The 20331-nt window shown below is 65.6% G+C and carries 21 protein-coding genes and 1 pseudogene; 13 read left to right on the forward strand and 9 right to left on the reverse strand.

All coding sequences use genetic code 11. The features are described from left to right. Positions 1-27: 27 nt before the first annotated feature. Positions 28-1005, reverse strand: a complete 978-nt coding sequence (locus tag A3M7_RS0141685; protein ID WP_027549208.1) for a tripartite tricarboxylate transporter substrate binding protein — start codon at positions 1003-1005, stop codon at positions 28-30. A 186-nt stretch (positions 1006-1191) separates the two neighbouring features. On the opposite strand from A3M7_RS0141685, the gene A3M7_RS0141690 reads away from it, so the two are divergent. Both A3M7_RS0141690 and A3M7_RS0141695 read left to right on the forward strand, forming a co-directional pair. Further along, positions 1192-1980 (forward strand): SDR family NAD(P)-dependent oxidoreductase, encoded by a 789-nt coding sequence (locus A3M7_RS0141690; RefSeq protein ID WP_027549209.1) that lies wholly within the window; start codon positions 1192-1194, stop codon positions 1978-1980. A 10-nt stretch (positions 1981-1990) separates the two neighbouring features. Then, positions 1991-2284 carry a DUF1330 domain-containing protein gene (locus A3M7_RS0141695; RefSeq protein WP_027549210.1) on the forward strand — a complete coding sequence of 98 codons (294 nt, stop codon included), beginning with the start codon at positions 1991-1993 and terminating at the stop codon, positions 2282-2284. A gap of 106 nt (positions 2285-2390) precedes the next feature. On the opposite strand, the gene A3M7_RS0141700 is transcribed toward A3M7_RS0141695, so the two are convergent. Continuing rightward, positions 2391-3404 carry a zinc-binding alcohol dehydrogenase family protein gene (locus tag A3M7_RS0141700; protein ID WP_027549211.1) on the reverse strand — a complete coding sequence of 338 codons (1014 nt, stop codon included), beginning with the start codon at positions 3402-3404 and terminating at the stop codon, positions 2391-2393. 133 nt (positions 3405-3537) lie between these two features. On the opposite strand from A3M7_RS0141700, the gene A3M7_RS0141705 reads away from it, so the two are divergent. Beyond that, the gene (locus A3M7_RS0141705; RefSeq protein WP_027549212.1) at positions 3538-3921 is read left to right on the forward strand and encodes a helix-turn-helix domain-containing protein; all 384 of its coding nucleotides are present in this window, start codon (positions 3538-3540) and stop codon (positions 3919-3921) included. A gap of 165 nt (positions 3922-4086) precedes the next feature. Here the strand turns inward: A3M7_RS0141705 and A3M7_RS0141710 are convergent, their stop codons facing one another. Beyond that, the gene (locus A3M7_RS0141710) at positions 4087-5718 is read right to left on the reverse strand and encodes an OprO/OprP family phosphate-selective porin (protein WP_027549213.1); all 1632 of its coding nucleotides are present in this window, start codon (positions 5716-5718) and stop codon (positions 4087-4089) included. A 313-nt stretch (positions 5719-6031) separates the two neighbouring features. Here A3M7_RS0141710 and A3M7_RS0141715 point away from each other — a divergent pair, with 313 nt between their 5' ends. From A3M7_RS0141715 to A3M7_RS0141725, 3 genes are read left to right on the forward strand one after another with little or no spacing between them, the layout of a single operon-like run. Then, positions 6032-7438 carry a DegQ family serine endoprotease gene (locus A3M7_RS0141715; protein ID WP_027549214.1) on the forward strand — a complete coding sequence of 469 codons (1407 nt, stop codon included), beginning with the start codon at positions 6032-6034 and terminating at the stop codon, positions 7436-7438. Then, positions 7435-8772, forward strand: a complete 1338-nt coding sequence (locus A3M7_RS0141720; RefSeq protein ID WP_027549215.1) for a replication-associated recombination protein A — start codon at positions 7435-7437, stop codon at positions 8770-8772. The genes A3M7_RS0141715 and A3M7_RS0141720 overlap by 4 nt, the downstream gene beginning before the upstream one ends. Positions 8773-8824: 52 nt before the next feature. Next, on the forward strand, positions 8825-10042 hold the full coding sequence (locus A3M7_RS0141725) for an RluA family pseudouridine synthase (protein ID WP_027549216.1): 1218 nt from the start codon (positions 8825-8827) through the stop codon (positions 10040-10042). A 188-nt stretch (positions 10043-10230) separates the two neighbouring features. Here the strand turns inward: A3M7_RS0141725 and A3M7_RS0141730 are convergent, their stop codons facing one another. Further along, positions 10231-10677 (reverse strand): hypothetical protein, encoded by a 447-nt coding sequence (locus A3M7_RS0141730; protein ID WP_027549217.1) that lies wholly within the window; start codon positions 10675-10677, stop codon positions 10231-10233. A 75-nt stretch (positions 10678-10752) separates the two neighbouring features. Here A3M7_RS0141730 and A3M7_RS0141735 point away from each other — a divergent pair, with 75 nt between their 5' ends. The 4 genes from A3M7_RS0141735 to blaOXA all read left to right on the forward strand — a co-directional run bounded on the left by A3M7_RS0141735 (position 10753) and on the right by blaOXA (position 14385). Further along, a complete protein-coding gene (locus tag A3M7_RS0141735) occupies positions 10753-11547 on the forward strand; it encodes an ATP12 family chaperone protein (protein WP_027549218.1) in 795 nt (264 codons plus the stop codon). 53 nt (positions 11548-11600) lie between these two features. After that, the gene (locus A3M7_RS0141740; RefSeq protein WP_027549219.1) at positions 11601-13238 is read left to right on the forward strand and encodes a flagellar hook-length control protein FliK; all 1638 of its coding nucleotides are present in this window, start codon (positions 11601-11603) and stop codon (positions 13236-13238) included. Then, complete coding sequence (locus A3M7_RS0141745; protein WP_027549220.1) at positions 13235-13498, forward strand: EscU/YscU/HrcU family type III secretion system export apparatus switch protein; 264 nt, start codon at positions 13235-13237, stop codon at positions 13496-13498. The genes A3M7_RS0141740 and A3M7_RS0141745 overlap by 4 nt, the downstream gene beginning before the upstream one ends. A gap of 68 nt (positions 13499-13566) precedes the next feature. Continuing rightward, entirely contained in the window at positions 13567-14385 is an 819-nt protein-coding gene (gene blaOXA, locus A3M7_RS0141750) for a class D beta-lactamase (protein ID WP_027549221.1), read from the forward strand. A gap of 441 nt (positions 14386-14826) precedes the next feature. Here blaOXA and A3M7_RS0141755 read toward each other — a convergent pair whose 3' ends face one another. The 3 genes from A3M7_RS0141755 to A3M7_RS0141765 all read right to left on the reverse strand — a co-directional run bounded on the left by A3M7_RS0141755 (position 14827) and on the right by A3M7_RS0141765 (position 17056). After that, on the reverse strand, positions 14827-15819 hold the full coding sequence (locus tag A3M7_RS0141755; protein WP_027549222.1) for a dienelactone hydrolase family protein: 993 nt from the start codon (positions 15817-15819) through the stop codon (positions 14827-14829). Positions 15820-15890: 71 nt separating this feature from the next. Next, positions 15891-16487 (reverse strand): hypothetical protein, encoded by a 597-nt coding sequence (locus A3M7_RS0141760; RefSeq protein WP_027549223.1) that lies wholly within the window; start codon positions 16485-16487, stop codon positions 15891-15893. Positions 16488-16651: 164 nt separating this feature from the next. Beyond that, positions 16652-17056, reverse strand: a complete 405-nt coding sequence (locus tag A3M7_RS0141765) for a DUF4260 domain-containing protein (RefSeq protein WP_027549224.1) — start codon at positions 17054-17056, stop codon at positions 16652-16654. A 149-nt stretch (positions 17057-17205) separates the two neighbouring features. Between A3M7_RS0141765 and A3M7_RS0141770 the strand changes: the two genes are divergently transcribed. Both A3M7_RS0141770 and A3M7_RS0141775 read left to right on the forward strand, forming a co-directional pair. After that, positions 17206-18738 carry an acyl-CoA carboxylase subunit beta gene (locus A3M7_RS0141770; RefSeq protein WP_027549225.1) on the forward strand — a complete coding sequence of 511 codons (1533 nt, stop codon included), beginning with the start codon at positions 17206-17208 and terminating at the stop codon, positions 18736-18738. Between the two features lie 121 nt (positions 18739-18859). Beyond that, positions 18860-19207, forward strand: a complete 348-nt coding sequence (locus tag A3M7_RS0141775) for a hypothetical protein (RefSeq protein ID WP_027549226.1) — start codon at positions 18860-18862, stop codon at positions 19205-19207. A 28-nt stretch (positions 19208-19235) separates the two neighbouring features. Here the strand turns inward: A3M7_RS0141775 and A3M7_RS50180 are convergent, their stop codons facing one another. Both A3M7_RS50180 and A3M7_RS48115 read right to left on the reverse strand, forming a co-directional pair. Continuing rightward, positions 19236-19388 carry a hypothetical protein gene (locus A3M7_RS50180; RefSeq protein WP_198033913.1) on the reverse strand — a complete coding sequence of 51 codons (153 nt, stop codon included), beginning with the start codon at positions 19386-19388 and terminating at the stop codon, positions 19236-19238. Positions 19389-19481: 93 nt separating this feature from the next. After that, positions 19482-19646, reverse strand: a pseudogene (locus A3M7_RS48115) (glutathione S-transferase family protein); the annotation flags it as partial. 138 nt (positions 19647-19784) lie between these two features. On the opposite strand from A3M7_RS48115, the gene A3M7_RS0141790 reads away from it, so the two are divergent. Continuing rightward, the gene (locus tag A3M7_RS0141790; protein ID WP_027549227.1) at positions 19785-20270 is read left to right on the forward strand and encodes an adenosine-specific kinase; all 486 of its coding nucleotides are present in this window, start codon (positions 19785-19787) and stop codon (positions 20268-20270) included. Positions 20271-20331 lie beyond the last annotated feature (61 nt).

A 20331-nucleotide genomic window follows, 5' to 3' on the forward strand; every position in this document is an offset into this window, starting at 1 on the left:
TTTTGGGACTGGCGAAGATCGGCGAGACTATTCTTCCTTGATCCCCGCCCTTTGCGCGATCTCCTTCATCTCGGCGGTCTCCTTGCCGATGGCTCCTGCCCAATCGCTGTAGCGCATGAAGCCTGGTTCGAAGCCGACCTTGGTGAAGCGCTCGATTACGGAAGGGCTGTTGATGATCTCCTCCAGCGTCGCCGACAGCTTGTCGCGAACGGCCGGCGGCAGCCCCTTGGGCGCGACCACCGCGCCCCAGGACGCGAAGTCGATGTTGCCATAGCCGAGTTCGGCAAGCGTCGGCACGTCGGGCAGGTAGGGCGTGCGTTTGCCCGAGAACACCGCGAGCACCTTGACGGTGCCCGCCTCGAGCTGCGGCTTCACGGCGATCACGGTGTCGACGTGGTACTGAATGTGCTTGCCGATGAGGTCGTTCATCGCCGGTGCACTGCCCTTGTAGGGCAGGTGGACCATCTTGACCCCGGCACTGGACTTGAACAGCTCGCCGGCGAAATGCGAGACGGTGGCAACGCCGAAGGATGCGAGCGACAGCTTGTCGGGATTGGCCTTCGCTTCGGCGACCAGCGCAGCCACGTCGTTGACCGGATTGTCCTTGTAGGTGACCAGCGCCAGCGTGATCTTGCCGACCTGGCCGAGCGGCTCGAAATCCTTGGCCGCGTCGTAAGGCACGCTTTCCTTCACGGCTGCCGGCAGCGTGAAGCTCGAGTTCGAGCTGAAGAACAGGGTGTATCCGTCAGGCGCCGAGCGCGCGACTTCCTTTGCCGCGATCGTGGTGCCGCCCCCGGGACGGTTCATGATGATCACGGGCTTGCCGAGCCGCGTCTCCAGTTCGCTGCCGATGATGCGCGCGATCACGTCGGAGGCGCCGCCCGGCGGGAAGGGGCAGATCAATTGCAACGATTTTTCCGGATAGACCGTTTGAGCGGGCGCGAGCGAATTGCCGCCCATCAGGCCGACCAGTCCGAGGAAAATCGTGAGAGCCGTTCGCTTCATCGCATAGTTCTTCCGTGTTCACATGAGACGCCGTGCTGCTAGCAATAATCGTTCCAGCAGCGGTTCAGGCAAAGTGTCTACGTTGTCGCAGGAAAAGTGCTCGGCGTCTCACTGATTGGTGAGCGCCGATTGCGGCCCGATCCGCCGCGCCCGATATTCGCATCATCGATCTGATGGAGATACTACATGGACATCGACCTTTCCGGAAAAACTGCACTGGTGACCGGCTCGACCGCTGGCATCGGCCACGCCATTGCCAAAGGCCTTGCCGCCTCGGGCGCGAGCGTCGTGATCAACGGGCGTGGCCAGGACAAGGTCGATGCCGCCGTGCGCAAGCTGGAAGCGGCGGGTGGCAAGGTGCGCGGCATTGCTGCCGACGTGTCGACCGCATCGGGCTGCAAGGCGCTTGTGGCGGCACTGCCGGAGGTAGACATCCTCATCAACAATGCCGGGATCTTCGAGCCAAAGGACTTTTTCGAGATCCCCGACGAGGACTGGAGCCGCTTCTTCGAGGTCAACGTCATGAGCGGCGTGCGGCTGTCGCGCGCGTATCTGAAGGGCATGCTCAAGCGCAACTGGGGCCGCATCGTCTTCATCTCCTCTGAATCCGGCCTCAACATTCCCGTCGAGATGATTCACTACGGCATGAGCAAGACCGCCCAGCTCTCGGTCGCGCGCGGCCTGGCGCAGCTCACCCGCGGCACCGGCGTCACCGTCAATTCCGTGCTGCCGGGCCCGACCATGTCGGAGGGTGTCGAGACCTTCGTGAAGGATCTCGCGAAACAAAACGGTCAGTCGGTGGATGAAGCCGCAGCCAATTTCGTCAAGCAGCATCGCCCGAGCTCGCTGATCCAGCGCTTCGCCAGCGTCGACGAGATCGCCAACATGGTGGTCTATGTTGCGTCGAAGGAAGCTTCCGCGACCAACGGCGCGGCGTTGCGCGCGGAAGGCGGCATCGTCAACACGATTGCCTGAGGCGACGCAGATGCCGGCCTATGTGATCTCCGAGGTCGAGGTGCGCGACAGGAGTGCGATGGAGGCCTATCGCGCGCTTGCGGCGCAGACGATCGCGCAATACGGCGGCCGTTACCTCGCGCGCGGCGGGGCCGCCGAGGTGGTGGAGGGCGGCCCGCCGCCGAAGGCCATGATCATCGTCGAGTTTCCGTCGATGGTCCGCGCGCGCGAATGGTACGCGTCGGCGGAATATGCCGAGGCGTTGAAGCTGCGGCAGACGGCGCTGGAGCGGCGGCTGTTGTTCGTCGAGGGTGTCGCGCCCTAACGGCACTCGTCATGGCCGGGCTTGTTCCGGCCATCCACGTGTGGCCTCGGGCGAAAACGTCCGTGGATGCCCGGGTCAAGCCCGGGCATGACGGAGCCTTTGGCTGCTACCACCCCTCCAGCACGATCTTGCCGCGCGACTTGCCGCTCTCGAGCAGCGCGTGCGCGCGCTTGAGGTTGGCCGCGTTGATCGTGCCGAAGGTCTGGTCGAGCGTGGTGCGGAGCACGCCCTTGTCGATGAGATCGGCGACGTCATCGAGCAGATGATGCTGCGCGATCATGTCAGGCGTCTGGAACGAGGAGCGCGTGAACATCGATTCCCAGTGCACAGAGATCGCCTTGCCCTTGAATGCGGCAACCGCGAACTCGGGCGGATCGTCGATCAGGCCGAACCGGCCCTGCGGCGCCATGAACTCGGCGATCGCCTTGTAGTGCTGATCGGTGAAGGTGAGGCTCGCCACCAGCGCCACCGGCGGCAGCTTGAGCTTCTCGATCTGCTCCTTCATCGGCTTGCCGTGGTCGATCACCGCATGCGCGCCGAGATCGAGGCACCATTTCTGCGACTCCGGCCGTGTCGCGGTCGCGAGCACCGTCAGCCCGGTGAGGCGGCGGGCGAGCTGGATCAGGATCGAGCCGACGCCGCCGGCGCCGCCCGTGATCAGCAGCGTGCGCGGATCGACGCTCTTGCCCGGCACCGCGCCGAGCCGATCGAACAGCAACTCCCACGCGGTGATGGAGGTGAGGGGGAGCGCGGCGGCTTGCGCAAACGAGAGCGACTTCGGCTTGTTGCCGACGATGCGCTCGTCGACCAGGTGGAATTCGGAGTTGGTGCCCGGACGCTGGATCGAACCCGCGTAGAACACCTCGTCGCCCGGCTTGAACAGCGTGACCTCGGGGCCGACCGCGTCGACCACGCCGGCCGCGTCATAGCCCAAGATCTTCGTCTCGCCCTCGGGCGGCGCGGCGCGCTTGCGCACCTTGTAGTCGACCGGATTGGCCGATATCGCCTTCACGGCGACGCGGATGTCGCGTCCCTTGGGCTCGGGTTTTGCGGTCTCGAAATCGATCAACGCGTCCTGATCCTCGATCGGAAGCGACTTCTTGTAGCCGACGGCCTTCATGGCTTGTCTCCATCAGATGGCGCGCAGCTTGTGATGTGCGCCCGGCCTGCTAACTGTCCCGCTGGCCCCGGTTTGGCAAGTACTGTAAATTCGGGGATATAGTCCCTGTTTGGATACTATTGGGAAAACACGGATGAAGCGGCGAGATTTTACCCGGCGTCCCGGCTGCTCGGTCGAGGCGACGCTGGACCTGATCGACGGCAAGTGGAAGGGCGTGATCCTCTACCACCTCCAGGACGGCACCCAGCGCTTCGGCGAGCTACGCCGCCGGATGCCCGGCATCACCCAGCGCATGCTGACAAAACAGCTGCGCGCGCTGGAGGAGGACAAGCTCGTCATCCGCAAGGTCTATGCCGAAGTGCCGCCGCGGGTGGAGTATTGCCTCTCCGAACTCGGCGAGAGCCTCAGGCCGGTGATCGATATCCTGAAGGCGTGGGGCGAGAGCCACCAGCAGCGGCTGACCTGCGCGCCGGCGCCCGAGGCGGAACCGGTCAAGAAGCCGAAGCGAGCAGCGTAGTGAGAGGTTGGCCGCCAAGCTCTCGGTGTCGTCCCGGCGAAGGCCGGGACCCATAACCACAGAGGCACGTTGTGACGCGAGCCGGCAACTCCGAGCCTTCGCCAAACTACTCCCTGTGGCTATGGGTCCCGGGTTCGCGCATTCGCGCGCCCCGGGACGACGAGTTCAGAACGCGAACTGCGTGCGCATCGCGACGGCGTCGAACTTCGAGCCGACATCGGCGGTCGAAATCGGCGAGGCCTGCCGCGACACCGTGCCATGCAGATAGTCGAGCATGAAGCGGACGTTGCCGTTGACGTACCAGTTGAGCGCCAGCGTGTAGACGGTCTGCCGTCCGCCGGCGATGCCCGCGGCGGTTGCCAGCTGATTATTCAAATCCATAGTGGAATAGCGGCCGGCGATCTCCCAGGCGCCCCAGCCACCGCCATCGAGCGAGAACGGATGATCTGGCTTGACGCCGCCATAGGCGGCGTTCGCTGGATTGTACTTGCGCGATTCCCCGGTCAAGACGTAGGCCGCTTCCGCGTAGCCGCCCTGGAATTTCAGGTTTGGCGCTCCGATTAACGGCACGCTGGTGTTCGCGTTGCGATCGACGTTGAACCAGTAGTATTCGCCCTGGAGGAACAGCGATCCATAGGTCGCGGCGGCTTCGACACCATAAACCTGGGCGCCCGAGACATTGGCAATCGCACCGGTCGAGATCAGCGTCGTGGGATCGATGCGCAGCTCGGGACGATCGCTGAGCGTGAGTGTTTGCGTGTTGGCGACCAGATTGCGCGGCGGCTGAATCAGCCACTGTGCGTCGCCTCCGAGATGCACCGAGTAGTCGTTGCCGCTGACGATCTGGCCTGCAACGCGGGCCGTCGCGCCGTATTGCTCGCTGGTGCCGGGAGGTGAGACGCTGGACGCTGAGTGAATCGCACCCGTGGTCGGGCCAGTCACGTATGCGCCGGCCCAGAACACGTCGTTGTACCAGCGGGCGCCGACGGCAGAACGGAAGTCGCCGGCGGCGATGTTTTGCGCAATGACACCGACCGAAGCCCGTTCCATGAAAGGAAGATCGTTGGAGCTCATGGATTCATCCATGGTCCAGGCAAGGTCCATAATGCCGGCTTCGATCGCCATCTTGCCGCCGAACGGCTTCAGCCCGGTGTAGCTGATATACGCGTTCTCGATGCCGGACGTGCCTCCGCCGGGCAGGAAGCCGACAGGAGTAGCGCCGGCGGCCCCCGTGCCGCCGAAGCCGTCAGCCGAACCGCCGAAATCGTAGATCAGCGCGAAATTCCAGTCGTTGAAGAATTTGCCGGCAAGGCCGATGCGCGCGCGGCGGACGTTCTCGCCGCTGTCGAGCTTCTGCGGCACTGTGGCCGCGGTGTTGGGACGATAATCATAGCCGCCGACATCCCAATGCACGCGGCCGGTGATGCCGACGCAGTTCGCCCCATCGGCAGTACAGATGGTCGGCCGGTTGTTCGGCATCGTCACGACGACACCGGAGGCGGGTGCCGGTCCCTTGAGCGGGATTGCAGCGTTGGCGTTGGCCACGACCGCTTTCGCTTCCGAGCGCGCTTCGGCTTTGGCTTCGGCCTTCGCCTCGGCCTTGGCTTTCGCCGTGGCCGCCGTGTTCGCCGCGGTCTGGCTCTGGAGCTTGTCGAGCTTCTGCTCCAGCATCTTCAGCTGCTGCTTCAGCAGCGCGATCTCCTGCTCGCTGCTGCTTGCCGATTGGGCCTGGGCCTGCGATGCCGCCAGCACACCGGCGAGACCAATCGCCGTGGCCGCAATTCTTGTCCTGCTCATGTCACGCCTCCATCGATTGACGAACTTCCCCAAGTTGCAGGCGGAGAGCCTAGGAACGATCGATGACTGCCCCGCGACGGCGCGCCCCGGTTGCGTGGTTCCCACTGATGCAAATTCGCCGCAACCGAATCCGCCTTGCATCACAATGCAAGATGACGCGCATCATGCCAATCCACAGCGCCGGGCAAATTGCCATTTCTTACGCGGGGCGTGTATGCGGCAGGCGGCGGAAGGGGGTGAATATTGCCGTCCCGCGCCCTTCTATTGGGGGGCGAACGCGCCTATATTCCGGCGTCTTTTCCAAGAGGTAGGAATGTTTCGATCGACCTGGACCGCCGTCGTCACGGCATTGTGCATAGCCTTTTCGGCCCACTTCAATCCGGCTGCGGCGCAGGACCGTCGGGTCCCGTCGTCGCCGGCCGAGCTGCGGCTGTCCTATGCGCCGATCGTGCAGCGGGTGCAGCCGGCCGTCGTCAACGTCTATGCCGCCAAGGTGGTGCAGAACCGCAATCCGCTGCTCGACGACCCGATCTTCCGCCGCTTCTTCGGCGTGCCCGGCCAGCAGCCCGAGCAGATGCAGCGCTCGCTCGGCTCCGGCGTCATCGTCGATTCGTCGGGCCTCGTCGTCACCAACGTCCACGTCATCGAGGGTGCGGACCAGGTCAAGGTGTCGCTGTCGGACAAGCGCGAGTTCGAGGCCGAGATCCTGTTGAAGGATTCCCGCACCGATCTCGCCGTGTTGCGCCTGAAGGACACCAAGGAGAAATTCCCGACGCTCGACTTCACCAACTCGGACGAGTTGCTGGTCGGTGACGTCGTGCTCGCGATCGGCAATCCCTTCGGCGTCGGCCAGACCGTGACTCACGGCATCATCTCGGCGCTCGCGCGTACGCAGGTCGGCATCACCGACTACCAGTTCTTCATCCAGACCGATGCGGCGATCAATCCCGGCAATTCCGGCGGTGCGCTGGTGGACATGAGCGGCAAGCTTGCCGGCATCAACACCGCGATCTATTCGCGCTCCGGCGGCTCGCAGGGCATCGGCTTTGCGATCCCCGCCAACATGGTGCGCGTCGTTGTCGCCTCCGCCAAGAGCGGCGGCAAGGCGGTCAAGCGTCCCTGGCTCGGCGCCAAATTGCAGACGGTGACGCCCGAGATCGCCGAAAGCCTCGGCTTGCGTTCGCCGACTGGTGCCTTGGTCGCGAACGTGGTCTCGAACGGCCCCGCAGCGAAGGCCGGCCTGAAATCCTCCGATCTCATCACCGGCATCGACGGCCAGACCGTGGATGACCCCAACGCCTTCGACTACCGCTTCGCGACGCGTCCGCTCGGCGGCACCGCGCAGATCGACGTGCAGCGCGGCGGCAAGCCGGTCAAGCTGACGGTGGCGCTGGAGACCGCGCCCGATGCCGGCCGCAACGAGCTCGTCATCACCGCGCGTTCGCCGTTCCAGGGCGCCAAGGTCTCGACCATCACGCCGGCGGTTGCCGACGAGCTGCATCTGGACGCCGACACCGAAGGCGTCGTGATCGCCGATCTTGGCGGCGACAGCGCCGCGGCGAATGTCGGCTTCCAGAAGGGCGACATCATCCTGGCCGTCAACAACCAGAAGATCAGCAAGACCGGCGACCTCGAAAAGGCCGCGGGTGAGCGGCCGCGGGTCTGGCGCATCACGCTGGTGCGCGGCGGGCAGCAGATCAACGTCACGCTGGGCGGATGAGTCCGAAGCGACCACAGGAGACGCCAACTCTCTTTGCCGCGGCGGGGCTCGATCACGAGGCTCCGCATCCGCTGCCGGACCGGCTGCGCCCGCGCGCGTTGTCGGAGGTCGTCGGCCAGGATCACATCCTCGGCCCCGACGGCGCGCTGACGCGCATGCTGGAGACGCGCACGCTCGGCTCGCTGGTGTTCTGGGGCCCGCCCGGCACCGGCAAGACCACGGTGGCGCGGCTGCTGGCGGATGCGACCGACCTGCATTTCGAGCAGATCTCAGCGGTGTTCTCCGGCGTCGCGGACCTGAAGAAGGCCTTCGACGCCGCGCGTGCCCGCCGCGAGATGGGCAAGGGCACGCTCCTGTTCGTCGACGAGGTGCACCGCTTCAACCGCGCCCAGCAGGATTCGTTTCTTCCTGTCATGGAAGACGGCACGGTGGTCATGGTCGGCGCCACCACCGAAAACCCGTCCTTCGAGCTCAACGCGGCGCTTCTGTCGCGTGCGCGCGTACTGGTGTTTCGCTCGCTCGACGCCGCCGCGATCGAAAAGCTGTTTGCGCATGCCGAGGAGGTCGAGGGCCGCAAGCTGCCGCTCGATGCGGAAGCACGCGCGGTGCTGGTGCGCATGGCCGACGGCGATGGAAGGGCATCGCTGACGCTCGCCGAAGAGGTTTGGCGTTCGGCGCGGACGGATGAGATTTTCAATGCCGCGCAGTTGCAGGATATCCTGCAACGCCGCGCGCCGATCTACGACAAGTCGGCCGACGGTCATTACAACCTGATCTCGGCGCTGCATAAGTCGGTGCGCGGCTCCGATCCCGACGCCGCGCTGTATTATCTGGCGCGCATGTTGGACGCCGGCGAGGACCCGCTGTTCCTGGCCCGCCGCGTCGTGCGCATGGCGGTCGAGGACATCGGCCTTGCCGATCCGCAGGCGCTCGTCATCGCCAATGCCGCCAAGGACGCCTTCGACTTCCTCGGCCATCCAGAAGGCGAGCTCGCCATCGCGCAGGCCGTGGTCTATCTCGCCACTGCGCCGAAATCGAACGCGGTCTACACCGCCTTCGGTGCCGCCATGCAGACCGCAAAGCAGGCCGGCTCGCTGCTGCCGCCAAAGCACATCCTCAATTCTCCGACCAAGCTGATGAAGTCGGAAGGCTACGGCGCAGCTTACGAATACGACCACGACGCCCCCGACGCCTTCTCCGGCCAGGACTACTTTCCGGAAGCCCTGGGCCGCCAGACCTTCTACGACCCGCCCGAGCGCGGTTTCGAGCGGGAGATCAGGAAGCGGCTGGACTATTGGGCCAAGCTGCGGAAGGAGCGGGGCGGCTCGCGGTAGAAACGGCCATTTCGCCGTGACGGGAGCCGGCTTTTAGGGTACGCAGGCAACCATGAGCCGTCGCATCAAGAGAATGAACCCGAAGCCCCGTTCGCGTGACGAGCGCGATGACGCACGTCCGTTCAAGGCGCGCAGCGCCAAGAAGGCGGGGCCGCGGCCTGGCGCCAAACCGGGTGCGAAGCCGCCGCGTTTTGCGGCCGAGCGTGCCGAGCGGCGCCCGCCCAAAGCTGCTGCGCCCGAGGCGTCGACGCCGGCGAAGCCCGTCGAGGCGCTGCTGCCGACCAAGGTGCAGACCGTCAAGGTGACGGCCGACGAGAACAACATGCGCGTTGATCGCTTCCTCGAGGCGCGCTTTCCCGGCCTGTCGTTCTCCCACATCCAGCGCGTCGTCCGCAAAGGCGAGCTCCGCGTCGATGGCAAGCGTGTCGACAGCAAAGATCGACTGGAGGAGGGCCAGAGCGTCCGCATTCCGCCGCTGAAGCTCGACACGCCGAAGGCCGCCGGCGAGCTATCGGAAGGCGCCCAAAAGACGCTTGCCGCGCTGAAGGAGATGACGATCTACGAGGACGACGACGTCCTCGTGCTGAACAAGCCGGCCGGACTTGCCGTGCAGGGCGGCTCGGGCATGACACGGCACATCGACCAGATGCTGGAGGTGATGCGCGATGCCAAGGGCCAGAAGCCGCGCCTCGTGCACCGCATCGACAGGGAGACGTCGGGCTGCCTGCTGATCGCCAAGACGCGATTTGCCGCCTCGCATCTGACCGGTGCCTTCCGTTCGCGGTCCGCGCGAAAAACCTATTGGGCGCTGGTGCCGGGTCTGCCGAAGCCGAAGCAGGGTCGCATCTCGACCTTCCTTGCGAAGGAAGAGAGCGAGGACGACACCATCATGCGCATCGCCCAGCACGGCGATGAGGGCGCCAGCCACGCGGTGACCTATTATGCCGTGGTCGAGACCGCCGGCAACAAGCTGACCTGGGTGTCGTTGAAGCCGGTGACGGGCCGCACCCATCAGCTCCGCGCGCATATGGAGCATATCGGCCATCCCATCGTCGGCGATCCCAAATATTTCAACATTGAGAACTGGCAGCTGCCGGGCGGGCTGCAAAACCGGCTGCATCTGCTCGCGCGCCGCATCGTCATTCAGCATCCGCGCGGCGGCGTGATCGACGCAACCGCCCCGCTGCCGCCGCACATGCAGCAGTCGTGGAATCTGCTCGGGCTCGATGCAAGCCGGTTCGATCCGATCGAGAACGCGCCGGAAGAGTAGGGGCGCGCGAACGAGTAAGGCGCGGGACTAGCCACGTTCTCGCTGTCATCGCCCGCGAAGGCGGGCGATCCAGTATTCCAGAGACCGGCGTTAGAGAGCTCGCTCTCACCACATCCGCCGCGGCGTACTGGATGCCCCGCCTTCGCGGGGCATGACAGCGATGGTTGTGGGCACGTCCCCACACCCCCTCAATTCCGAAACTGCTCCAGAAACATGCGCAAGCTGTCGTGCGGGGTCTCGACATCCGTGATCAGCCAGCCTTCGGGGCCGTTGACGAGGATGAAGTTCAGCGTCACCCGGCGGCCGTGATTGTCGAAATTCGCCGCGACATAGGTCTTGTCGTATTGCCTCCGCACGACCGCGATCGCGACCGGGCCGAGCTTCCAGCTCGGGCTCTGCACCAGGAAATCATAGGGCTCGGCCCTCGGTGTGCTCCAGGCCTTGCGCAGCGGGAAATCGAAGAATTGCCGGGCGGTGGCGCCATCCCGCGGCAGGCCCTTTGACAGCTCCGGCACGCCCTGGCCGTAATGGGCATAGACGTTGCGGACCAGCGATTCCGGGCTTCGAAAGCCGGCCTCAGCCGCGGCCAGCCAAAGCCCGGCGACCAGGGCCACAATACCCGCAAGTTCCCTCATGCCTGCCGCTCGCTTTATCGGGCGCCGGTCTTGTCGTACAAGCCTAGCACTGAGCGAGTAGGGCCGAAAACTGAGATGCGCGAATTGTTCGACGAAGTTGCGAGGCAATCCCCGCGCGATCCACGCGAGGCGGCCCGCCAGTCCGCGCGCACGCCGCAGCGTAAGCGCTTCTACAAGGAGGCCGGCGTCGCCGGGACCGAAGGCGGCTTCGCCATCACGCTCGACGGCAAGCCGATCCGCACGCCGTCCGGCCGCCAGGTGGTGATCCCCTCACGCGCGCTGGCCGACGCGGTCGCCGCCGAATGGGCGGCCCAGGGCGAGACGATCGATCCCGTGACCATGCCGCTGACGCGGATCGCCAACAGCGTGGTCGAGGGCGTGGTCGATCGCGTCGAGCTCGTCAGGGACGATCTTGCAAAATATTTCGAGTCCGACCTGCTGTTCTATCGCGCCGGCCATCCCGAGGCGCTCGTGGCCCGCGAGGCCACGCATTGGGACCCCGTGCTGTTCTGGGCCGCGGAGACGCTGGGGGCGCATTTCATCCTGTCCGAGGGCGTCATGCATGTGAAGCAGCCGGACGAGGCCATTGAGGCCGCCCGCGCAGCCCTGCCCGGGGATGCCTGGTCGGTCGCGGCGCTCCATGTGGTGACGACCCTGACCGGCTCGGCGCTGCTGGCGCTGGCCCTGGCCCATGGCGTGCGCGAGGCCGACCAGGTCTGGGCCGCCGCCCATGTCGATGAGGACTGGAACACCGACCAATGGGGCGTGGACGAGGAGGCCGCGGCACGCCGGGCCGCCCGCGCGCGGGACTTCAACGCTGCCGTCGCAGTTCTGGCGGCGGTCGAGCCATCCGCCGCCGAAGGTCCTTAACGAGAGGTTTACGACGCCGGCGTTAGGGTGGCCCGTGCTCCTGGGCCCCTGAGATGGCGACGCCGATCAGTTCCATTACTCCCGTCAGTGCTGCCAGCCCCGTGGCTGATGCGGCGACGCCTGACCTCGTGCTTCAGGCCGGCAGCGTCGTCGACGCCAGAGTGGTCAGCGTACTCGCCGACAATCTGGTGCGGATCGCGATTGCAAATCTTTCCCTCGACGTGATGTCGGAAGTCGCGCTGTCGCCGGGACAAAATCTCCAGCTCGCGGTGTCGCAGAACGACGGCACCATCCGCCTCGCCGTCATGGGCGGCGCAGGCGAGGCGGCCGCCGATCAGGTCACGCTGACGCCGGCCGCGGCTTCGCTGGTCGACAGCCCGTCGCTCGTGCCGTCCGCGAGCGCGGCGCGCAACACTTTGAGCCCATCGGAGCAGGTCGCGGTCACGATGGCTTCGGCCGAGGCCGCGAGCAAGCAGGGCAGCCAGGCGCCGCTGTTCGCCAATCTGGCCTCCGTCGTGACCGGAAGCGGTCTGCCGGCGGGATTGAAGCAGGCGGTGCTGGACGTGCTGGCGCAGCAGACGCCGCTCAATACAGCGCTTGATGGCGGCGACATCGAATCCGCCTTCCAGAAGTCAGGGCTGTTTCTCGAGGCTTCGCTTGCCGCGGGCGCGATGCCGTCGTCGGGCGCGGTGCCGGACCTGAAGGCAGCGCTGCTGGTGCTGCGCCAGACGCTGGCCGCGACCTCAGGCGCGCTCGAGACCGGCGCGCCGCAGGCACCGGCGCAAGGCACCGCGCCGCCGACAAGCGTGACTCCCACGCCGCAGACCGCAGCGTCCGCACTTCAGGCGGCGGGCGAGGCCGCGCAAGCGGCATTGCCGTCGCCCAATCCGGAGATCGCCCAGCCGACGCAAATGCCGCGCGGCGCTGCGCTCGCAGCCGCCGTGCTGGCCGACATGGCGGGCGCAACACCGCAGGCGGCGGGCCCGCGAACCATGTCCGCAGGCCTTGCCGCGAGCCTCTTGCAGGAGGTCACGCAAAACCTGCCGCGCATGATCGGCAATTTGCCGGGCTCGAACAAGGCCGTGCCCGATGGCCACATCTTCGAGGCCGCCGCGCGCGCGACGCCACCGCCATTCCGCGGCGCGCTGCCGTCGCCGCAGTCCATCGCCTCGCCATCGATCGTGCCGGATACGCCGCTGGCTGCGACCGTGCACCGTCTGCTCGACGACACCAATGCCGCGATCGCGCGGCAGACCTTGCTCCAGGTCGCCTCGCTCCCCGATCGCACCGATGCCTCCGGGCACCGCGTCGATCCGGCCGTGCCGCAGTGGAATTTCGAGATTCCCTTTGCGACACCGCAGGGGACCGCCATGGCGCAGTTCGAGATCTCGCGCGACGGCGGCAACGAATCCGCAGATCCCGCCAAACGCGCCTGGCGTGCGCGCTTCACGCTCAACGTCGAGCCGGCCGGCCCCGTGCATGCCTTGATCACGCTGAACGGCGACAAGACCTTCGTGCGGATGTGGGCGGAGCGGCCGGCGACCGCGCAGCAACTCCGCGCCGGGATCGGTGATCTCAATCAGGCGCTGACCAGGGCCGAGCTCAAGCCCGGCGACATCGTGGTGCGCGACGGCACGCCGCCGCAGCCGGCACCGGCCCGCGCCGGCCACTTCCTGGATCGCGCCACATGAGCGACCAGTCCAAGCTCGCGATCGCGCTGCATTACGAGAAGGGCACCAACGCGCCGGTCGTCGTCGCCAAGGGCAAGGGCACGATCGGCGAAAAAATCGTCGAGATCGCCAGGGCCAACGACATCCCGATCGAGGAGAACGAAATCCTGGCCGGAGCGCTGTCCAAGGTCGAGCTTGGCGAGGAGATCCCGCCCGATCTCTACAAGGCCGTCGCCGAAGTGCTGGTGTTCGTGCTGCGGCTGTCGGGCCGGGCTAGGTAGCTGTCATCGTTTCACCATGATAGCGGCTGCATGGTCGCCGCCAATTCCATCGCTCAACGGACATTCACGTGATCACTCGCCGTTTCACCCTCGGCCTTCTCGCCGCAACCGCGATCCTGCCGTCGCGTGCGCTCGCCCATGTCGCGCCGCCGCGCAACGAGATCCGCGACAGCCTGGCAAAACGCTTCGCCGATCTCGGCACATCAGGCACCTTTGTCGGCTACAAGGTCGAGGACTATCTGATCGTCGCCAGCGACAAGGAGCGCTCGGGCGAGGGCAAGCTGCCGGCCTCGACCTTCAAGATCCCGAACTCGCTGATCGCGCTGGAGACCGGCGTGGTCACAGATCCCGACAAGGACGTGTTCCCCTGGGACGGCGTGAAGCGCGGAATCGAGGCGTGGAACAAGGATCACACGCTGCGCAGTGCGATCGCGGTCAGTGCGGTGCCGGTCTATCAGGAGATCGCGCGCCGGATCGGGCAGGAGCGCATGCAGAAGTACGTCGATCTGTTCGACTATGGCAATCGCGACATCGGCGGCGGCATCGACCAGTTCTGGCTCACAGGCGCTTTGCGCATCGATCCGGTCGAGCAGATCGATTTCGTCGACCGGCTGCGGCGGCGCGCGCTGCCGATTTCCAAGCGCAGCCAGGATCTCGTCGCTGACATCCTGCCGGTGACCAAGGTCGGCGATAGCGTCATCCGCGCCAAGTCCGGCCTCCTGGGCGCCGAGCGCGGCGAGCCGTCGCTGGGCTGGATGGTCGGCTGGGCCGAGAAGGGCGAGGCGCACACCGTGTTCGCGCTCAACATGGACTGCACCGAGCCGCGCCTCGTCGGCGAGCGCATGCCGCTGACGCAAGCCTGCCTTGCCGAGATCGGCGCGGTCTGAGCGCAACTGCGCTGATCTGCTGCCTCACAAGCCTCCGTCCTCATCCTGAGGAGCCCGCGTAGCGGGCGTCTCGAAGGATAGTTGCGGGGCGAGATCGGGGCCTTCATGGTTCGATACGCGCGTCCCGCGCTCCTCTCGTCATTGCGAGCGCGCCTCTCGCCACGCGTCATTGCGAGCGCAGCGAAGCAATCCAGAGCCCCTCCGCGGAAAGATTCTGGATTGCTTCGCTGCGCTCGCAATGACGGAGTATGGGGCGCTGCCGTCGCCTGGCCAAGCTTGAACAGAAGTAGGGTGGGCAAAGGCGCGCAGCGCCGTGCCCACCATCTCTCCACACGGTGATCCGTAGTAGGTGGGCACGCTTCGCTTTGCCCACCCTACGGCATCGCGTCTCATGGTGAGGAGCCCGCAAAGCGGGCGTCTCGACAGGGGCCCGGCTGCCTTTCATCCCAGCTTGAACAGCGCCTGCAAGAATTCCTCCACGGCCTTGCGCGACTCGGCGGCGGTTGCGGGATTGCCGCCGACATGGGGATTGAGCTCGACGCAGGCGTCCCTGTAGGTGAAGGGCGCCTGCGTGCTGGCGTTCATCAGCACGCCGCCGTCGCCTTCCTTGATCTGGCAATTGCGCACGGTCTGCGCGTTGGCTGAGACAGCCACGGTGGCGACGCCGAGCAGGCCGCTGTCGAAGCCGTGGGCGCTATCGGGGTATTCGGTCAGCACCACGTCGCGCCCGGCGGTCTTGAGTCGCTCGACGAAGGCCTTGCAGCTTTTCACGGGGTTGTAGTCGTCTGGCGTGCCGTGGAAGATGCGGATCGGGCGCGCCGTGACCTCGGTATCGCCGACATAGCTCGTCGAGCAATCCGGATAGAACGGGATATAGGCGGCGAACTGGATGCCGGACTTGTTCCAGAGCTTGTTGAAGCGGTCGAGGCTAGCATAGAGCGTTGCCTGTCCGCCGCGCGAAAAGCCCATCAGCACGATGCGGTCAGGATCGACGCGGGGATGCTTCGCCAAAATCTCGAGCGAGCGGTAGATGTCGACGATCAGATTGAGCCGGCCGAGCAGGGCCTGGTTCGGTCCGACCACCGTCAGTCCGCGGCCGGTGAAGCCGTCGATCACGAAGGTCGAGATGCCCATGGCGTTGAAGGCGTGGACCCAGGCTTCCGTGGTGGCGCCGACGCCGCTGGAGCCGTGCATCAGCACCACGACGGGGAGTTTTCCACTGCCCTGCGCGACGCGGAATTCGCCCGCGACCGTCACCGGCTTGCCGGCGGCCGCATCGCCGCTGAGGAATTGCTGGTCGGAGAGGGTGAGCGAGGGGATCGGGTAGATCTCGGCGCGGGTGGCGACTTCCTTGGGAAGGGATTGCGCGCTGGCGAGCGCGGTTGAGGCGCAAAGCGCGATGAGTGCGGCAGCGACGCGGAATGCCCTCGGCATCGGATTCTCCCTGATATTTTTTTGCAGTAGAACAACGGGCTCGCGCGCTGTCAATTTGGTGCGCGGCGGCCTCAGGCCTTGTCGGCCGTCTTCTTCGTCGTCAGCGCCTGGTCTATGGCAAAGCCGCCGATCTCGCTCATGGCCTGCGAGATCACGTCGCCGCTTCTGGCAAAGCCACCGGAGAGATAATCGAACTGCGTCCGCGCCAGCCGCAGCACCTCGATCGGCACGGAGACCACGGTCTCGTTGAAGCTATCGACGGAGGCGCGTAGCGTATCGAGCTCGGTGCTGAGCTTGCCGATGTGGCTTTCCGCGGCCTGCATCAGGCCGAGCAGCTTGCCGCGCTCGGCATCGAACGCCGCACGCTCGGCTGCCGCAGCCGCCGTCACCTCGGTAAGCTGTGCCCGCAGCGCCTCGATCTGGGCGACCATGGCGTCGGAGGCAAGCTCGGCGGCCTCGCGCAGCTCGACATGGCGTGTGTTCTCTTCATGCTGCTGATGATAGAGCCGCTCGGCTGACTTCGCCCGCTGCGTCAGCGACTCGATCAGGCTTGCGGCACGCAGCAGCATCTCGCCGTTCCGTCCCGACACCATGCTGGCCATGCGCCGCAGGAAGTCGACGGTTTCGGACGACGAGTTCGGCGGCAGGGGGACGACCGTCGCGGACATGAGGTGATGCTTGCAGTCAGACGTGAGGACCGCCGCCGTACCGACTGGGCTCACGCAACATTCGGCGCCTGATCGTAAGCCCGAAGCAAGCCTGAATCGGCGCGCCGGGTCAACCGACCAGCACGGACAAAATCGATCATCCCGCCGCCAGGTCGCGCGCGGGATCAGGCGTCCTTCTGCCGGCCAATCCGCCCGAGATGGGTAAAGCCGAACCCGGCCGAGTATTTCAGGCCATAGCCCAGCGCCCGGTCGATGCCGATATGGGCCAGCCAGATCAAGGCGATGGACAAGGTGAGCGGCGAGGCGAGGCCGAAGCCCAGCGTCAGCAGCGCCACCGGCGCCATGTAGCTGTGGGCGGCGTTGTAGACCAGCGCGCCGAACCTGGCGTCCGAAAGGTATGCCAGGAAGCTCAGGTCGGGCACGAAGAAGAGCACGGCAAACACCAGCCAGGACCCATCCCAGGCCCAGTAGAGCATCACCATCCCTGCGAACAGGGTCAGGCCCTCCAGCCGCAGCAGGATGTTGACACCGCCCGTCACAGTGCCGGTCTCGGCCGTTCCTTGGTCCATCGTCGCCTCCCAGGCAAAACTCTGTAATTCCTTGCGCTTTCCCGCTGCGGCAAGGCAGCCCTGCGAGCCCGAAAGCGGCTTCCCGGCCCGCAAAATGCCGTGTTAGAACCCCCGGCAATCGCATTTAGGCTAAGAACTGGCGGGAGCAAATGAAACATATCCTGGACGCCCTTGAAGATCGTCGTGCCGGCGCAAAGCTCGGCGGCGGGGAGAAGCGCATCGAGGCGCAGCACGCCCGCGGCAAGCTGACCGCGCGCGAGCGCATCGAGCTCCTGCTCGACAAGGGATCGTTCGAGGAGTTCGACATGTTCGTCGAGCACCGCTCCACCGAATTCGGCATGGAGAAGAACAAGATCCCGGGTGACGGCGTCGTCACCGGCTGGGGCACCGTCAACGGCCGCAAGACTTTTGTCTTTGCCAAGGATTTCACGGTGTTCGGCGGCTCGCTGTCCGAGACCCACGCGCTGAAGATCACCAAATTGCAGGACATGGCGATGAAGGCGCGGGCGCCCATCATCGGCCTTTATGACGCGGGCGGCGCCCGCATCCAGGAGGGCGTCGCCGCGCTCGCCGGCTATTCCTATGTGTTCCGCCGCAACGTGCTCGCTTCCGGCGTGATCCCGCAGATCTCCGTCATCATGGGCCCCTGCGCCGGCGGCGACGTCTATTCGCCCGCGATGACCGACTTCATCTTCATGGTGAAGAACACCAGCTACATGTTCGTCACCGGCCCCGACGTCGTGAAGACCGTCACCAACGAGGTCGTCACCGCCGAAGAGCTCGGCGGCGCCTCGGTGCACGCCACGCGCTCCTCGATCGCCGATGGCGCCTTCGAGAACGACGTCGAGACGCTGCTGCAGATGCGGCGCCTGATCGACTTCCTGCCGTCCAACAACACCGACGGCGTGCCGGAATGGCCGAGCTTCGACGACATCGGCCGCGTCGACATGTCCCTGGACACGCTGATCCCCGACAATCCGAACAAGCCCTACGACATGAAGGAGTTGATCCTGAAGGTCGTGGACGAGGGCGACTTCTTCGAGATCGCGGAGTCCTTTGCCAAGAACATCGTCACCGGCTTCGGCCGCATCGCCGGCCGTACCGTCGGCTTCGTCGCCAACCAGCCGATGGTGCTGGCCGGTGTGCTCGACAGCGACGCCTCGCGGAAAGCGGCGCGCTTTGTTCGTTTTTGCGATGCCTTCAACATCCCGATCGTCACCTTCGTGGACGTGCCGGGCTTCCTGCCCGGCACCGCGCAGGAATATGGCGGCCTGATCAAGCACGGCGCCAAGCTCCTGTTCGCCTATTCGCAGTGCACCGTGCCGCTGGTCACCATCATCACCCGCAAGGCCTATGGCGGCGCCTTCGACGTCATGGCCTCCAAGGAGATCGGCGCCGACATGAACTACGCCTGGCCGACCGCCCAGATCGCGGTGATGGGCGCCAAGGGCGCGGTCGAGATCATCTTCCGCAGTGACATCGGCGACCCCGACAAGATCGCCGCGCGCACCAAGGAATACGAAGACCGCTTCCTGTCGCCCTTCATCGCCGCCGAGCGCGGCTACATCGACGACGTGATCATGCCGCACTCGACCCGCAAGCGGATCGCAAGGGCGCTGGCGATGCTCAAGGACAAGAAGGTCGAGGCGCCGGCGAAGAAGCACGACAATTTGCCGCTGTGAGGGATGAGTAGCCCGGATGAGCGAAGCGACATCCGGGTTTCCACGCAAGAGTCCCGCATGTCGCTTCGCTCATGCGGGCTACTGGCTACGCTTCTGATTTGGCATCCTCGATCAAAATCCGATGACCGAAGACGATCAGACCGACGAGATTTCACAGATCGAAGATCGGATCGAGCGGCTCGCCGAGGTCGCCGAGCGGTGCCGGAAGTACATTCTGGCGTCCAAGATCGCCATCGGCGGTGGGGGCGCGCTGCTGTTGTTCGCGATCCTTGGCCTGTTGGGAGCGGGACAGACCGCGGCGCTCGGATCGATCGCTCTGGTGCTCGGCGGAATTGTCTCGCTCGGCTCGAATGTCAGCACGTTGCGGCAGACGGAGAGCGCAATCGGTGATGCGGAGGCGCTTCGATCTCAGCTGATCGGCAGGATCGACCTGCGCGTGGTTGCCGATGCGCCGATGAAGCTGGTGTGACGCGCCCCTTGGTGGGCGCTCACTCGCATCACGCCGCAGCCCTGCGCGTCAGGGTCTGCAACTCCTCGCGGCATTCGGCCGCGAACGCCTGAAGCCGCTCCACGGTGTGCTGGTCGAGGATGGTCTTTGCCAGCCTCTCTGCGCGGGCAAGCTGCTCTTTCAGAAATTCGATGCGGGCCATGTGTCACCTTCCGCCGGAATAGTTTGTCCCAAATTGTTTCGTTCCGATGGAGGTGAGCCTATGGCGAGCACCGGATTAATTATGTGAGGCTCGTCACGCTCCGGCGCGCGCCTTATCCGCCGCAGCGAAATGCGCCATCTGGTCGGCGTGCGCCTTGGCAAAGGCCGGGCGGGCCGTCGCGCGCGCGACGTAGGCGCGGCAGGCCGGATGGTCCGTCAACCCGTCGAAGTGATCGACGAGGCGCAGCACGTCCGACATCGTTCACTGCCCCGGCTTCGCCCGTCCCTTGCTTCGCTGCCAGCGGCTTCCAGCGCGAAATCGGCCGTCTCTGGCCGCTTGCAATTGCCTTCTGGTGGCCTACCATGAACGGCGTTGGGACCTTGAAGGAGCGCAGCCATGGAACTCACCGTGGTGCCGATCGTCAAGCCGGACGCAACCAACTTCATCTTCGGCCAGTCGCATTTCATCAAGACTGTGGAAGACCTCCATGAGGCGCTGGTGGGCGCAGTTCCGGGCATCCGTTTCGGGCTGGCCTTCTGCGAGGCCTCCGGCAAGCGGCTGGTGCGCTGGTCGGGGAACGACGAAGCCGCAATCGCGCTTGCACGCGACAACGCAATGGCCATCGGCGCCGGCCATGCATTCCTGATCTTCCTGGGCGACGGATTCTTTCCAGTCAACGTGCTGGCTGCGGTGCGCGCGGTGCCGGAGGTCTGCCGCATCTACTGCGCGACGGCCAACCCCACACAAGTGATCGTCGCGCAAACGGAGCAGGGCTGCGGCGTGCTCGGGGTGGTGGATGGCGCCTCACCGCTGGGTGTCGAAACCGACGAGGACATTGCGTGGCGGAAAGACCTGCTGCGAAAGATCGGCTACAAGCTGTAGTGGCTGGATGCAGCCGAAGCGACGGGCCTGCATCGACAAGAGCGTCGAACCCACAACCGCA

The sequence above is a fragment of the Bradyrhizobium sp. WSM2254 genome (assembly GCF_000472645.1).
GTDB lineage: Bacteria > Pseudomonadota > Alphaproteobacteria > Rhizobiales > Xanthobacteraceae > Bradyrhizobium > Bradyrhizobium niftali.

Coding starts and splice junctions, on each gene's coding strand:
- A3M7_RS0141755 (WP_027549222.1), bottom strand. CDS start 15,819: ATGCCGAGGGCATTCCGCGTCGCTGCCGCACTCATCGCGCTTTGCGCC.
- A3M7_RS0141705 (WP_027549212.1), top strand. CDS start 3,538: ATGAAGCGGCGAGATTTTACCCGGCGTCCCGGCTGCTCGGTCGAGGCG.
- A3M7_RS0141790 (WP_027549227.1), top strand. CDS start 19,785: ATGGAACTCACCGTGGTGCCGATCGTCAAGCCGGACGCAACCAACTTC.
- A3M7_RS0141715 (WP_027549214.1), top strand. CDS start 6,032: ATGTTTCGATCGACCTGGACCGCCGTCGTCACGGCATTGTGCATAGCC.
- A3M7_RS0141765 (WP_027549224.1), bottom strand. CDS start 17,056: ATGGACCAAGGAACGGCCGAGACCGGCACTGTGACGGGCGGTGTCAAC.
- A3M7_RS0141690 (WP_027549209.1), top strand. CDS start 1,192: ATGGACATCGACCTTTCCGGAAAAACTGCACTGGTGACCGGCTCGACC.
- A3M7_RS0141685 (WP_027549208.1), bottom strand. CDS start 1,005: ATGAAGCGAACGGCTCTCACGATTTTCCTCGGACTGGTCGGCCTGATG.
- A3M7_RS0141740 (WP_027549219.1), top strand. CDS start 11,601: ATGGCGACGCCGATCAGTTCCATTACTCCCGTCAGTGCTGCCAGCCCC.
- A3M7_RS0141695 (WP_027549210.1), top strand. CDS start 1,991: ATGCCGGCCTATGTGATCTCCGAGGTCGAGGTGCGCGACAGGAGTGCG.
- A3M7_RS0141760 (WP_027549223.1), bottom strand. CDS start 16,487: ATGTCCGCGACGGTCGTCCCCCTGCCGCCGAACTCGTCGTCCGAAACC.
- A3M7_RS0141710 (WP_027549213.1), bottom strand. CDS start 5,718: ATGAGCAGGACAAGAATTGCGGCCACGGCGATTGGTCTCGCCGGTGTG.
- A3M7_RS50180 (WP_198033913.1), bottom strand. CDS start 19,388: ATGGCCCGCATCGAATTTCTGAAAGAGCAGCTTGCCCGCGCAGAGAGG.
- A3M7_RS0141770 (WP_027549225.1), top strand. CDS start 17,206: ATGAAACATATCCTGGACGCCCTTGAAGATCGTCGTGCCGGCGCAAAG.
- A3M7_RS0141700 (WP_027549211.1), bottom strand. CDS start 3,404: ATGAAGGCCGTCGGCTACAAGAAGTCGCTTCCGATCGAGGATCAGGAC.
- A3M7_RS0141730 (WP_027549217.1), bottom strand. CDS start 10,677: ATGAGGGAACTTGCGGGTATTGTGGCCCTGGTCGCCGGGCTTTGGCTG.
- A3M7_RS0141775 (WP_027549226.1), top strand. CDS start 18,860: ATGACCGAAGACGATCAGACCGACGAGATTTCACAGATCGAAGATCGG.
- A3M7_RS0141725 (WP_027549216.1), top strand. CDS start 8,825: ATGAGCCGTCGCATCAAGAGAATGAACCCGAAGCCCCGTTCGCGTGAC.
- A3M7_RS0141735 (WP_027549218.1), top strand. CDS start 10,753: ATGCGCGAATTGTTCGACGAAGTTGCGAGGCAATCCCCGCGCGATCCA.
- A3M7_RS0141720 (WP_027549215.1), top strand. CDS start 7,435: ATGAGTCCGAAGCGACCACAGGAGACGCCAACTCTCTTTGCCGCGGCG.
- A3M7_RS0141745 (WP_027549220.1), top strand. CDS start 13,235: ATGAGCGACCAGTCCAAGCTCGCGATCGCGCTGCATTACGAGAAGGGC.